Genomic DNA, 13,158 nt, shown 5'->3' with positions numbered 1-13,158 from the left:
CACGGAGGAGTGGCTGACCGCCACGCTGACGCAGGCCCACGAGCGGGGTCTGCAGTGGAACGCGCACGCGAACGCGCTAGGCGCGGTCGAGCAGGCTCTGCGCGTCGGTGTGGACGGCATCGAGCACTGCACCTGCGTGACCGCCACCGGCGCCCACGTCCCCGGGGAGCTCGCGGACCGCCTGGCCGCGTCGGGAGTGGCGGTCTGGGCCACGCTCGGCACCGACCCGGCCGTGGTCCGGCCGCGGGCGGTGGTGGCGGTGGCGGCGCGGGCCGGGCTGAGCGAGGCCGCGCTGCGGGACGGCGCTGCCACCCTGCACCGGGCCGGGGTCCGTCTGGTGGCCGGTTCGGACGCGGGCCTCGGCCCCGCGAAGCCGCACGGGGTTCTGCCCGAGACGCTCGTCGAGTACGTGGCCTGCGGCATTTCCTCCACCGCCGCCCTCGCCGCGGCCACCTCGGTCGGCGCCGAGGTGTGTGGCCTGGGGCGCCGCAAGGGCCGCGTCCGCCCCGGATTCGAGGCCGACCTGCTGATCGTGGACGGCGACCCGACGACCGACATCACGGTGTTGCGCCGCCCGCTCGCCGTGTACCTCGCCGGTGACCTCGTGAGATAAGGGTGTCGCCGGGTCAGGACGCGCGGAGCTGCTCGCGGAACCAGGCCCGGTCGGGGTTCACGACGGCCTTGTCGCCGAGCACGACGGTGGGCACGGTCTCGTTGCCGCCGGCCACCGCCCGGACGGCGGCGGCTGCGGCCGGGTCGCGCCAGATGTCGACCCAGTGGGCCCGCCGGGCGAGCCGGCCGAGGGATAACCGGAGCCGCAGGCAGTAGTGACAGCCGGGACGCCAGTAGACGATCGGCCGGCCGTCCACCGCGCTGGCCCGCTGCGCCTCGGCGGCGCCCACCGAGCGGGGAAAGGCCCACGGCGACAGCAGCAGCGCCAGCACCAGGAAGACCAACAGCTCGACGCCGCCGACGACGGGCAGACCGGCGGCCAGTTGCGCCCCCGCCACCAGCACACCGCACGTCGCCGTCAGGATCGCCAGAACCCACCGTCGCAGCACGCCGAGGACACTACCTCGACGTACGCGGTTGCCGGCTGTCCCGGCCAGGTGAGCGGCCATCACGCCTTGACATGTATCGATGTTAACGCCAACATGAACTCCGCCACCTGGATGCAACGCCACCGTCACATTCCCGGCCCTTCGCGCTTTTCCCCCGGTCCTGCCCGGCGCCGCCGCGCGGCGTCGACCGGATCGACGACGGCGTCGCGGCGGCGTTACCGGTGCTGGTCCATGGCCGTTCCCAAGCTCGCGGAGGACACATGCCGCTGCCATTCCCTCGAACCGACCCGAACACCCGCCGAGCCGTCCGCCGGGGACCTGCCCGTCGCGGTGGCCCTGGGCGTCTGCGGTCGGTGCTGGCCGCGGTGCTGGTGATCCTCGCTGTGTCGGCCGGCCTGCCCGTGGCCGGGCCGGCGCAGGCCGCGCCGGCCGTCAACTACACGAACCCGTTGGTGAACCAGCGGGCCGACCCGCACATCTTCCGGCACACCGACGGCTACTACTACCTGACCGCGACCGTGCCGCAGTACGACCGGATCGTGCTGCGCCGGGCCACCACCCTGCAGGGGTTGGCAACGGCGGCGGAGACGACGATCTGGAGCCGCCACACCAGCGGAGAGATGGGCGCCCACATCTGGGCGCCGGAAATCCACTTCATCAACAACCGGTGGTACGTCTACTTCGCCGCGGGCCGGACCGACGACGTGTGGCGGATCCGGATGTACGTGCTGGAGAACGCCAACGCCAATCCGCTGACCGGATCGTGGACGGAACGCGGCCGGATCACGACCCCCTGGGACACCTTCAGCCTGGACGCCTCGACCTTCGTCGCCAACGGGGTGCGCTACCTGACCTGGGCCCAGCAGGAACCGGGGATCTCCAACAACTCCAACGTCTACCTCGCCCGGATGGGTGCCAACCCGTGGCAGATCACGGGGACGGTGACCCGGCTCGTCGTGCCGACGTACGACTGGGAGACCCGGGGCTACCGGGTCGCCGAGGGACCGGCGGTGATCCAACGCAACGGCCGGATCTTCCTGACCTACTCGGCCAGCGCCACGGACGCCAACTACTGCCTCGGGATGCTGAGCGCCTCGGCCACCGCGAACCTGCTCGACGCCGCCTCCTGGAGCAAGAGCCCCAGCCCGGTGTTCGCCAGCAACGCCGCCACCAGCCAGTACGGCCCCGGCCACAACTCGTTCATCGTCTCCGAGGACGGGCAGAGCGACATCCTCGTCTACCACGACCGGAACTACCGCGACATCACCGGCGACCCGCTCAACGACCCGAACCGGCGCACCCGGCTACAGAAGGTGTACTGGAACGCCGACGGCACCCCGAACTTCGGCATCCCGGTGCCCGACGGGGCCACACCGGTGCGGCTGCGCTCCCATGACCAGGCCAGCAGCTACATCCGGCACTACGACTACCGGGCCCGGATCGAGCCGAACGTGGCCAACCTGGCCGACTCCCAGTTCCGCTTCGTCACCGGCCTCGCCGGCGGCGGGTCGGTGTCGCTGGAGTCGACCAACTTCCCCGGGTACTACCTACGCCACCGGGGCTACGCCCTGTACGTGGAGAAGAACGACGGTTCGGCGCTGTTCGGCGGCGATGCCAGCTTCCGTCGCCAAGCCGGCCTCGCCGACAGCGCCGGGATCTCCCTGGAGTCGCAGAACTTCCCTGGCCGCCACGTGCGCCACCGCGACGGACTGCTCCACATCGAGGCGGTCACTTCGAGCGCCGATCGCGCCTCGGCCACCTTCCACCTCGAGTAGGTGTCCGCGGCCGTCGACAGCGGTCAGATTCGCCCGCAGCCCATCCAGCCAGGAGGAGCGATGACCTTCACCATCACGAGAAGACCGTCCGGCGGCGGGTCGGTCCGTCGCGGCCGGCGTAGCGCCCTGGTGCTCGCCATGATCACCACGCTGGTCGGCGCGGCCGGCGCCGTTCTGGTCGGCGCACCGCCGGCGGCGGCGGCGACCATCGACACCACCGCCTACTACGTCCTGGTCAACCGCCACAGCGGCAAGGTCCTCGACGTCCGGGACACCTCCACGGCGGACGGCGCCGTGCTCCAGCAGTGGTCCCGTAACGACGGCGCGTGGCAGCAGTTCCAGTTCGTCTCCTCCGGCGGCGGCTACTACCGCCTCAAGGCTCGGCACAGCGGCAAGGTCGTCGACCTCTGGGAGTGGAACACCGCCGACGGCGCCGAGTACCGCCAGTGGTCCGATGTCAACGCCACCAACCAGCAGTTCCAGGTTCTCGACTCCGACGGCGGGCACGTCCGGCTGATCAACCGCCACTCCGCGAAGGCACTTGAGGTCTGGGAGCGGTCCACGGCCGACGGCGGCCGGATCAGTCAGTACGCCGACCTCAACGGCGCGAACCAGCAGTGGCAGTTGGTTCCGATCGGCGGCGGGGGTACCGGTTGCGGCAGCGGGACGCTCCACGCCGAGGCCATCTTGAGCGGGAGCACCTGGACGGCCCGCAACGGCTCGTCGACGGTCTACTCAGGTACGGACATGCTGTCGGCGATGCAGGCGGCGGTCAACTCGCTCTCGGCGGGGCGTACGTCGAAGCAGCGGGTGGTGGTGCGCGGCTCCGGCTCGATGAGCGCGGGCTCGCGGTTGTCGCTGCCGTCGTACACGACGCTGGCGGTGTGCGGCACGATCAACGTGACCGGGTCTGGCTCGGGTGACCAGGCACCGGTGTACTCGCGGGGAACCACGGACGTCGAGGTGCAGAACCTCACGCTGACCGGTTCGCCGTTGTACGGGATCTTCATGCGCAACGTGAACAACCTGACCCTCGGGCAGATCGACATGCGGCTCTCCGCCGGTCTGGGCGTACGGATCGACAACCACGGTGGGGATCGCGCGGTCAAGGTGCGCAACGTCCGCATCGACACCGTGTACGTGTCGGGGACCGGCACCCACGGGGTGGAGACGTACGGCGTGGACGGTCTGACGATCGGCACGGTCACGGCGCGGAACACCCGGGACTCCGGCCTGCTGCTCAACGACACGATCAACGCCACGGTGGGCACGGTCGACGCGCAGGGCGCCGGGACCGGAACCGGGTACGCGGCGTTCCGGATGGCCAACCGCAACGGCCGGGTGGGCAACTCGTACCCGACCAACATCCGGGTCGGAACCGTGCTCGCGTCCGGCGGCGGTCGCGGGATCTTCTGCGTGTCCGAGTCCGGCGGCGCGGTCATTGACCGGGTGACGATCTCGAACACGGGGAACAACGCGATCCTGGTGGAGAACTGCTACAACGTGGTCGTCGCCGGAGTGTCCGGAACGGTGACGGGCGGTGGCGAGGTGCGGATCGCGGCCCGGAGCGAGTTCCCGATCTCCTCCGGCATCCGGTTCCAGAACCTGACCGTCAGCGGCACCAACATCACCCAGAGCCCCTGCGGTGGGGCGAACAACACGATCAGCAACGTCACGCGGGTCAACTCGACGCTGACGTGGTGTTGAGCCGGTGAGGAGCGGTCGCCCGGGTTCGGGCGGCCGCTTGCCGCCGGGCCGTGGCTGCTGCGGTGGCCCGGACCGGTCGCGGGGTTTCGCCGGCTGGCGCTTGCGGGTAGCGGATGGCCCATGAACCGCAATCTCGTCAAGGCTCTGCAGGTCGCGTGGGAGCTGCCGGAGTTCCGCTCCGGGGTACGCCACGTCGTCGATCTCGAGGAGATCGCGGGGCTGCTGGCCACGCTGTCCGTCCCGGACCATGACCACGAGGTGGAGCGCAGCCTGCTGAACCTGCTGCGGTCCGCCCTGGACACGGTCGAGATTCGGGAAGCGGTGTTGCTGCTGCTGGAGCAGGACGAGGTTCGCAGACCGCTCGTCGCGGCGGCGGTGGAGCCGCTTGCGGACCGACCGGGTCAGGCTGCCGCCATCGCGTCGGCGGCCGAGGACCCCGCGGTGCGGCGTGAGGTGCGGGCGGTGCTGGCCAGCGCCAAGGTGCGCGAGCTGATCTGGGAGGCGATCGAGAACCAGATGAGCGACAACCGGTTCGGCCTGATCCGCCGGGCGGCGCTGCTGTTCGTGTGGCACCCGCGCGTCCGGCGCCTCGCGTGGGCGTTGCGCCGGCACGGCGTGTTGCGCGAACTACGTCGCAAGCAGTGACCCGTGCCGGCCGAGGCGATCGGCGCGGCACGCTCGCGTGACCTCGGGCGGTCGGGTCACCGACGGCGGCGGGCCATCCACTGCCAGATGTGGGTGCCGTTGAGGCTCGGATCGTTGCGGGCCACGTAGATCCAGGACCAGTGGCCGGGGAACTGGTAGCCGTTCCAGACGACGTGGTCGTACAGGCTGAGCAGTGAGCCGGGGATGAGATCGTGGGCGTGGATCGAGTTGGTCTCGGGTGGCACGGTGTCGTCGTCGCGCGAGGTGACCAGCCAGGTCGGGGTCTGGATCTTCGCCAGCTCCGCGTCGGTGATCAGCGGCGGGCCCTCCCCGCTGAGCGGCTCGACGACGCCGCAGATCGGCACCGACGCGGCGAACAGGTCGGGGTAGGTCGAGGTCATCTCAAGGGACATGTAGCCGCCGTTGCTGCAACCGACCACGTAGATCCGGTCTGGGTCGACACGCTTGCGGCGTACGAGGTCCCTGATGATCTCGCGGATCAGCGGGGCGAACCGGGGACCGTCCTCCATCCAGTAGGAGGTGCTCTGCGGAGCGACGACGTACGCCCCGGAGAAGATCCGCTGAGCCTGCGGGGTGGCGAAGCCGAGCGCTCCCCGGTTGGCCCGCAGGGTGGTCTCGTTGTCGTAGTAGTCGTCGGGCAGTGAGGCGCCCTCGCCCCCGCCGTGCAGCCAGACGATCAGCGGTCGCCGACCGCGCAGGGATGAGTGGTCGGGCGAGTACAGCCGGTACTTCAGGCCGGAGCCCGAGACGTGGTAGCTGAAGGCGTCCACCTCGGGGTTCGACAGCCCTGCCTGCACGAAGCGGGTGATGGTGATCGGCGAGCCGTGACGGCGGACGACGGGGGTGTTCTGCGTGATGGTGTAGACGAGGTCCAGCCGGACGTTGCGGCCCCTGCTCAGGATGTAGCCGAGGGTGCCACCGCCGGGTTGACCTTCGGCGTGGCTCAGCTCCAGCACGATGTTCCCGTGCCGGTCGAGTCGGGTCGCGGTCACCGTGCGGTCCAGGTCGTACTCGCTGAAGATCTGGTCGCCGGGAGCGATCGGGATCGGGCTGGTGGCCTTGGCGTGCACGGTGAACGTGCCGGGGGTCAGCCCGGTCGGGTCGATCGGCCCGAGCCGGCCTGTGTCGAGGGTGACCGAGGTGACCTGCTCACCGCCGTCGAGCGTTGTCGCGTCGAGGGTGAAGCTCACGCTGACGGGATGGTGACCCCCGGCGTGTGCGGCGAGGCCGGGCAGGGCCAGGCCGATGGCGGCACCGGCCCCACCGGCCAGAACGGTGCGACGAGTGACAGGCGTGGACATGCGGGCCCCCGTACCTAGCAATGTAGAAGGTCATCGATGGCACTTCAACGTAACGCCGCGGAGATCCGCTGGCAACCGGTGCCGCCACGAGCGATCAGGGCGCCCCACGCCGTAGGAGCCACGTGAGAGACGCCCTGATCAGTCACGGGAGAAAGACCGCCCGCATGGTCAGCTCAGACGCTGGAACACGGAGAACGGGTAGACCCAGGCAGGGTTGAAGATGAGGCCCAGCCGGTGCAGGTAGCGCTGGCAGGTGTTCGGCTGCGCGGGGTCGGTGCAGAAGGTCACCCACAGCTCGGAGTACCCGTCCTTCTCGGTCGGGCTGTAGGTGACGACCTGGTCCCGCACGACGAACTGCATCGAGGTCAGTCGGGGGTCCTGCACGTCGTTGGGGAAGGAGAGGGACGTGTCCAGGCCGTACAGCACGATCTCGCTGGAGAACAGGCAGACGCTCGCCTGGAAGTACAACTCGTAGATGGTGGTGTAGGTGGCGGTCTCGTAGACCTCCTCGGAGACCTCCTCGCGATAGCACGGGGTGCCCGGCGGGAACGCGGGCGGCGTGGGCACCGGGATCGCGTTTGTCGTGATGTCACCTGTGGTGCGCGCCGAGCCGCCCGACGAGGCCACGCGCAGACCCCCGTCGGCGCAGGCGGCCTTCGTCCTGCAGATGGCCACGTCGGGCGCCGCCGACGCCGCCGCCGGGACGGTGAGCGTCGCCGCGAGCACGGTCAGGGCGAGGACCAGAGACTTGCGATGTACGGACACATGACCTCCAACGGTTCGATCAGTGCGCTCTGCACCCGAGGAGGATCGCCGATCGGGCCCGGCCTCTGGCCGGGATTCCGTACACCGCCGTACACTGACGAACGTCGATTCTCGTCGGTGGGGAGTACGGCACTGGATGCTGCGGGTGCACGAACGTCCGACGACCTTGCCGGGTTGTTACGGGCGTTGCGACGCAGGCACGCCCGCCAACAGCGCGACGGCGAGTTGACCTACCGAGAGCTGGCCGCCCGCACCGGCTGGTCGCACACCGCGATCGCGGAATACCTCACCGGAAAGACGTTGCCGCCCACCGACCGGCTCGACGCCCTGGTCCGGCTCCTTGGTGCCACACCAGCCGAACAGGGGGCGCTGGCCAGTGCCCGGGACCGGATCGAGGAGAGCCGCCGCCGCGCGCCGCGGGCACCCGACCCGATGGTGCCCCGGCAGTTGCCCGCCGACGTGGCCAGCCTCGCCGGCCGTGACGACGAGTTGACGCTTCTCGACAAGCTCGTCGCCGCGCCCACCACCGTCGTGGTCGCCGCGATCTCGGGCACCGCCGGGGTGGGCAAGACCGCCCTGGCCGTGCACTGGGCGCACCGCGTCGCAGACCGGTTCGACGACGGTCAGCTCTACGTGAACCTGCGCGGCTTCGACCCGCGCGGGCAGGCGCTGAGCGCCGCGAAGGCGCTGCACGGCTTCCTGGACGCGCTCGGGGTACCGGCCGCCCGGGTGCCCGCCGACCTCGACGCCCAGGCCGCCCTGTACCGCAGCGCGCTCGCCGGCAAACGGGTCCTCATCGTGCTGGACAACGCCCGCGACGCCGAACAGGTGCGTCCGCTACTGCCCGGCACACCCACCGCCATGGTCCTGGTGACCAGCCGCAACCAGCTCACCTCTCTGGTCAGCCTCGACGGCGCGCACCCGATCCCGCTCAGCCTGCTCAGCCGCGACGCGGCCGGTCATCTGCTCACCAACCGGCTCGGTGCCGAACGGGTGGCCGCTGAGCCGGAGGCCGCCGAGGCGATCATCGCCGCCTGCGCCCGCCTTCCACTGGCGTTGAGCATCGCCGCCGCCAGAGTCCAGCAGTCCGGCTTTCCGCTGGCCACCCTCGCGACCGAGCTGGGCACGGCCGGTCAGCGGTTCGGCGTACTCGATGCCGGTGACGCCGTCGGTGAGGTACGCGCGGTGTTCTCCTGGTCGTACACCGCGCTCACCCCACCGGCGGCCGGGCTGTTCCGGCAGTTGGGCCTGCACCCCGGCCCGGACATCACGGTGGCCGCGGCGGCGAGCCTGGCCGGTCGACCGGCGGATGGGACCCGCCGGTCGCTGACCGAGCTGACCCGCGCGAACCTGCTCGCCGAGTACCGACCCGGCAGGTTCACGGCGCACGACCTGTTGCGGGCGTACGCCGCTGAAATCAGCGACGGCACCGATCCCGAGCCGGACCGCAGGGCCACCATGACCCGGATTCTCGACCACTACACCCACACCACCCACGCCGCCGACGCTCTGCTGCGCCCGCACAGCGACCCGGTCGACCACCTCATCACCCCGCCCGTGGCCGGTGTGTGTCCTGAGCTGCCCACCACCCACGCCGAGGCGATGGCCTGGTTGACCGCCGAGCACCCGGTCCTGCTCGCCGCGCTCCGCCAGGCCGCCGGTGCCGGGTTCGACGCGCACACCTGGCGGCTGGGGCGGGCCCTCGACACGTTCCTGGACCGGCAGGGGCACTGGCACGACCGCGTCGAGACCTGCCGGGCGGCCCTGCTCGCCGCCGAGCGTCTCGGCGACCCGGTCGCGCAGGCGGTCGCGCACCGCTTCCTCGCCGGCGCCCACACCGTGGTCAACCAGTACGCCGACGCGCTGGGCCACCTCGAACGGGCCCTCGACCTGTACGTCCGGGGCGGCGACGCCGAGGGCGAGGCGCGTACGCACCAGAACCTCGCCTCGCTGTGGGACCGGCAGGGCGAGCCACGGAAGGCCCTTGAGCACTCGAAGCGGACCCTCGCGCTGGCACAGGCCGCCGGTCACCGCAGGGCCCAGGCCGACGCGCTCAACGCGGTCGGCTGGTGCCATGCCCAGCTCGGCGAGCACCTCGGGGCGTTGGCGTACTGCGAGCAGGCACTCGAACTCCTCCAGCAGCTCGACGACCGCGCCGGTGAGGCCGCCACCTGGGACAGCCTCGGCTTCGCGCACCACCACCTCGGCCAGTACGGCCGGGCCGTGGAGTGCTACGAGCGCACGCTGGAGCTGACCCGCGATCTCGGCGACCTCTGGGGCGAGGCGGACACCCTCCGCCGGCTCGGCGACACCCGCCACGCCCTCGGCGACCCCACCTCCGGTCGGGCCGACTGGCAGCGGGCACTGGACATCTTCACGGCCCTCAACCACCCGGACGCCGCCGCCGTCCGGGCCAAACTCCAGCTCCCGTGACGGACGTCTCCTCGCCCACCGACCAGGCCACCCGGTAGCCACCGTCGTACTTTGGGACGATCTGCAGTCACACCACCGTTCGTAGGATGGGCCCATGCACCCTCACCTGCGCGCGGTACTGGCCGAGCCGCGTGTCTCACCCGTCCCCTCCCGGGTGTGGCGCGACTGGGCGGTGGTCGCGGTCCTCGCGCCGGCGATCGTGCTGGAAGGGATCCTCCGACCCGACCTGCCGTGGCGGGTGGGCTGCGTCGTCGTCGTGCTCGCGCTGCTGCCCACGCTCCTGTGGCGGCGTACGGCGCCGCTCGCGATGGTGGGGATCGCGTTCGGCTGCACGACGGTGGCCCCGTTCGTGCTGCCCGGTGATCCCTGCCAGCTGTTCACGGCGAGCTTCCTGGTCCCCCTGGTCTACGCGCTGTTCCGCTGGGGCTCCGGCCGGGATGCCGTGATCGGTTCGTTCTTCGTGGTGGCCAAGGTGACTGCCGCAAGCCTGGTCGGCTCGGTCGACGGCGGCGAACTGGTCGCCGGTTTCGCGGTGATGGTCGCCGCCGCCACGCTGGGTGTCGCCATCCGCTTCCGCGCCGCCGCCCGGCTGCGGGAGCTCGATCAGGTGAAGCTGTTGGAGCGTGAACGGCTCGCCCGCGACCTGCACGACACGGTGGCTCACCACGTGTCGGCGATGGCGATCCGCGCCCAGGCCGGCATCGCCGCGTCGGCGAGCCAGCCGGGTGCCGCCGTCGAGGCACTGCACACCATCGAGGCCGAGGGGTCCCGTGCGCTTGCCGAGATGCGCGCGATGGTCCGCGTTCTGCGCCGCGACGAGCCCGCCGACCTGGGTCCGAACCCGCAGGTGGCCGACATCGGGCGGCTCGCCGGCCAGTTCCGCACCGGGCCGAGCATCGACGTGGATCTGCGTGGCGACCTCGGCGACCTTCCGCCCACGGTCGGCTCCGCGCTCTACCGCCTGGCCCAGGAGTCGGTCACCAATGCCCGTCGTCACGCCCGCCACGCCACCCGCATCGAGGTCAGCGTCGCGGCCGACGACACGTCCGTGCGCCTGCGGGTCAGCGACGATGGTGAGGCCGGCGCCTCCCGTCCGACCGGCTCGCCCGGCTTCGGCCTGGTGGGCATGATGGAACGCGCCGACCTGCTCGGCGGCACCTGCGAGGCCGGCCCCGATCCCGACCGTGGGTGGACCGTCACGGCCGTGCTTCCCCGCCAGGGGGTCGGCGCGTGACGGTGCGCGTGCTCGTGGCGGACGACCAGGAGATCGTCCGTACCGGCCTCACCATCATCCTGAACACTCAGCCCGGCATCGAGGTCGTCGGTGGGGCGGTCGACGGCCGCCAGGCGGTCGCGCTCGCCCGACGGCTCCGCCCCGACGTGTGTCTCTTCGACATTCGCATGCCGGGAATGGACGGCATCGAGGCCACCCGGGCGCTCGCCGGGCCGACGGTCCCGGAGCCGCTCGCGGTGGTCGTCATCACGACCTTCGACCTCGACGAGTACGTGTACGCGGCGCTGCGGGCCGGCGCCCGCGGTTTCCTGCTCAAGGAGGCCGGGCCCGCCCTGCTCAGCCAGGCCGTGCACGCGGCCGCCAACGGCGACGCGCTGATCGCGCCGAGCGTCACCACGCGGCTGCTGAAGGCGTTCGCCGACGCGGACCCGGCCGCGCCGCGCACGCAGCCCATCGAGGCGCTCACCGACCGGGAGGAGCAGGTCCTGGTGGCCGTCGCGCGAGGACGCACCAACCAGGAGATCGCCGACGAGCTCCACATCACGTTGAGCACGGTCAAGTCGCACGTCACCAGCCTGATGACCAAGCTGGGGGTGCGTAACCGGGTCGAGCTGGCGATGTGGGCGTACGAGACCAACCGCCGCCGACGGCACTGGTGACCGACGGAGGTACGACGACGGCCCCCGACCATGGGCCGACCCGATCGCGGCCCATGTGCCGATGAACCGGGGCGGGTGCGGCGTCCACCATCGGTGGCATGACGATGCGCGAGTGGCGGCTACCGGCCGCGTTGATCCTGCTGGGCCTGATACCGATGCTCGCCGGTGCGGGACGGCTCACCGAGCTGGGCGCCGGACCGGAGGTCACCCCGGCGAACGCCCGCTTCGTCGCCGATCCGCTGCCCGTGGTGCTGCACATCGTCGGCGCGGTGCTCTACACGATCCTCGGCGCGTTCCAGTTCGTACCTCGTCTGCGCCGCCACTCCTGGCACCGCCGTGCCGGCCGGGTGCTCGTCCCCTGCGGGCTGACGGTCGCGTTCACCGGCCTGTGGATGGCCGTCGCGTACGACCTGCCGGCCCATGACAACGACGTGCTCGCCGGCATGCGACTCGTCTTCGGCTCGGCCATGGCCGGTTCGATCCTGCTCGGTCTCGCCGCCGTGCTACGCCGGGACATCGCCCGGCACCGCAGGTGGATGGTGCGCGGCTACGCGATCGGCCTCGGCGCCGGCACCCAGGCGTTCACCCACGCGCCGTACCTCATCGCGGCCGGCGAACAGCCCGACGGGAACGTGCGGGCCGGCCTGGTCGTCGCCGGCTGGTTGATCAACCTTGCCGTGGCCGAGTGGTACGTGCGGCGTCCGGCCCCGGTCGTCAGCTCGGCGGCCCTGCGCTGAGCCGACCCCGAGCGACGGGTGGCGGGGTGGCTGCCCTGCCGACGGCGCGGCAGCCACCCCGGGCGTCACCTGTTCTGCTTCTCCTGGCACGGCACGCAGAAGCGGGCGTGCGGGAGGATGTCGAGGCGCTCGGCCGGGATGCTCCGGCCGCACCTCTGGCAGGCACCGTAGGTGCCGTCGCTGATCCGGCTCAGAGCACCGGTGATCTGCTCGATGTTCTGGCGGGTGGCCACCAGCAGCGCGGCCTGGTTGTGGGCCTCGCCGGGGTCGCCGGTGTCCGCGTTGAGCTCGGTCAGTTCCCGCAGCCGGGCCGTCTGGGTGGCGAAGTCGTCCGCCAGGGACGCTCGCACATCAGCCAGCCAACTCTGGTCGAGAGTACGACGATGATCGATGCTCACGGTCTGCCTTTCAAGGGGAATTGGGCGTGAAAAACAAAAAGGGCCGAAGCTTGGATAGCTTCGCCCTGGCGGTCGTTCTGGGTATGGAACGACTCCGCAGGTGGGCCTCGGCCGGTTCGCATCGGGCTCGACATTGTGTGCGTGGGCGCGGTGCGCGGCGCGCGGACAACCGGCACCCGCATGTCGGCCTTGCGGCGTGTCACCGTCGGCACCCGAGCAGCACCGCAGACCGCCGCCTGGGGGGCGGCGGGCGAGCGGAGGGTCACCGGTGGCATGCCCCCACCATAGAGTGGTGTTGCGCTAAAGCCAACGTCCGCGGTGGGACCTCATTCCGGCCACGAACTGCCGCTTTTCGCCGCAATAGGGCCGTTGCCCGAACCCGGTGGGCGCCCTTCGATATCGCAGCGAGGTCATCTTTTCGA

The 13,158-nt window shown here is 71.2% G+C and carries 12 protein-coding genes; 8 read left to right on the top strand and 4 right to left on the bottom strand.

Going from position 1 to position 13,158, the window contains the following annotated elements; genetic code table 11:
- A partial coding sequence (locus PSH25_RS09100) for an amidohydrolase family protein (protein ID WP_238658578.1) occupies window positions 1–613 on the top strand: 613 nt, incomplete at its 5' end.
- Between the two features lie 13 nt (window positions 614–626).
- Here the strand turns inward: PSH25_RS09100 and PSH25_RS09095 are convergent.
- Window positions 627–1,061, bottom strand: coding sequence for a glutaredoxin domain-containing protein (locus PSH25_RS09095; protein WP_238658577.1), 435 nt, complete (start codon window positions 1,059–1,061; stop codon window positions 627–629).
- A gap of 260 nt (window positions 1,062–1,321) precedes the next feature.
- Here PSH25_RS09095 and PSH25_RS09090 point away from each other — a divergent pair, with 260 nt between their 5' ends.
- The 3 genes from PSH25_RS09090 (at window position 1,322) to PSH25_RS09080 (ending at window position 5,188) form a co-directional block, all read left to right on the top strand.
- Complete coding sequence (locus tag PSH25_RS09090) at window positions 1,322–2,836, top strand: family 43 glycosylhydrolase (RefSeq protein ID WP_238658576.1); 1,515 nt, start codon at window positions 1,322–1,324, stop codon at window positions 2,834–2,836.
- A gap of 60 nt (window positions 2,837–2,896) precedes the next feature.
- Window positions 2,897–4,543, top strand: coding sequence for an RICIN domain-containing protein (locus PSH25_RS09085; protein WP_308193643.1), 1,647 nt, complete (start codon window positions 2,897–2,899; stop codon window positions 4,541–4,543).
- A gap of 120 nt (window positions 4,544–4,663) precedes the next feature.
- Window positions 4,664–5,188 (top strand): hypothetical protein, encoded by a 525-nt coding sequence (locus PSH25_RS09080; protein ID WP_238658575.1) that lies wholly within the window; start codon window positions 4,664–4,666, stop codon window positions 5,186–5,188.
- Window positions 5,189–5,244: 56 nt separating this feature from the next.
- Here the strand turns inward: PSH25_RS09080 and PSH25_RS09075 are convergent, their stop codons facing one another.
- Window positions 5,245–6,510, bottom strand: coding sequence for a prolyl oligopeptidase family serine peptidase (locus PSH25_RS09075; protein WP_238658574.1), 1,266 nt, complete (start codon window positions 6,508–6,510; stop codon window positions 5,245–5,247).
- 168 nt (window positions 6,511–6,678) lie between these two features.
- Entirely contained in the window at window positions 6,679–7,275 is a 597-nt protein-coding gene (locus PSH25_RS09070) for a hypothetical protein (RefSeq protein WP_238658572.1), read from the bottom strand.
- A gap of 18 nt (window positions 7,276–7,293) precedes the next feature.
- On the opposite strand from PSH25_RS09070, the gene PSH25_RS09065 reads away from it, so the two are divergent.
- The 4 genes from PSH25_RS09065 to PSH25_RS09050 all read left to right on the top strand — a co-directional run bounded on the left by PSH25_RS09065 (window position 7,294) and on the right by PSH25_RS09050 (window position 12,338).
- The gene (locus PSH25_RS09065) at window positions 7,294–9,708 is read left to right on the top strand and encodes an ATP-binding protein (RefSeq protein ID WP_372492750.1); all 2,415 of its coding nucleotides are present in this window, start codon (window positions 7,294–7,296) and stop codon (window positions 9,706–9,708) included.
- A 94-nt stretch (window positions 9,709–9,802) separates the two neighbouring features.
- On the top strand, window positions 9,803–10,942 hold the full coding sequence (locus tag PSH25_RS09060) for a sensor histidine kinase (RefSeq protein WP_238658570.1): 1,140 nt from the start codon (window positions 9,803–9,805) through the stop codon (window positions 10,940–10,942).
- Complete coding sequence (locus PSH25_RS09055; protein ID WP_238658569.1) at window positions 10,939–11,601, top strand: response regulator; 663 nt, start codon at window positions 10,939–10,941, stop codon at window positions 11,599–11,601. The genes PSH25_RS09060 and PSH25_RS09055 overlap by 4 nt, the downstream gene beginning before the upstream one ends.
- A gap of 98 nt (window positions 11,602–11,699) precedes the next feature.
- Complete coding sequence (locus tag PSH25_RS09050; protein WP_238658568.1) at window positions 11,700–12,338, top strand: DUF2306 domain-containing protein; 639 nt, start codon at window positions 11,700–11,702, stop codon at window positions 12,336–12,338.
- A 65-nt stretch (window positions 12,339–12,403) separates the two neighbouring features.
- Here PSH25_RS09050 and PSH25_RS09045 read toward each other — a convergent pair whose 3' ends face one another.
- Window positions 12,404–12,736, bottom strand: coding sequence for a TraR/DksA family transcriptional regulator (locus PSH25_RS09045; RefSeq protein WP_238658567.1), 333 nt, complete (start codon window positions 12,734–12,736; stop codon window positions 12,404–12,406).
- Between the last annotated feature and the right edge of the window lie 422 nt (window positions 12,737–13,158).

Origin of the sequence: Micromonospora foliorum, from assembly GCF_022229015.1 — a bacterium.
Classification (GTDB): Bacteria; Actinomycetota; Actinomycetes; order Mycobacteriales; family Micromonosporaceae; genus Micromonospora; species Micromonospora foliorum.
Note: the sequence above shows the minus strand (reverse complement) of the source record. Positions and strands in the feature narration are given on the sequence as shown.

Bases quoted from the DNA above. Each gene is read 5' to 3' on its own strand.
- PSH25_RS09090 (WP_238658576.1), top strand. From the start codon at position 1,322: ATGCCGCTGCCATTCCCTCGAACCGACCCGAACACCCGCCGAGCCGTC.
- PSH25_RS09085 (WP_308193643.1), top strand. From the start codon at position 2,897: ATGACCTTCACCATCACGAGAAGACCGTCCGGCGGCGGGTCGGTCCGT.
- PSH25_RS09080 (WP_238658575.1), top strand. From the start codon at position 4,664: ATGAACCGCAATCTCGTCAAGGCTCTGCAGGTCGCGTGGGAGCTGCCG.
- PSH25_RS09075 (WP_238658574.1), bottom strand. From the start codon at position 6,510: ATGTCCACGCCTGTCACTCGTCGCACCGTTCTGGCCGGTGGGGCCGGT.
- PSH25_RS09060 (WP_238658570.1), top strand. From the start codon at position 9,803: ATGCACCCTCACCTGCGCGCGGTACTGGCCGAGCCGCGTGTCTCACCC.
- PSH25_RS09050 (WP_238658568.1), top strand. From the start codon at position 11,700: ATGACGATGCGCGAGTGGCGGCTACCGGCCGCGTTGATCCTGCTGGGC.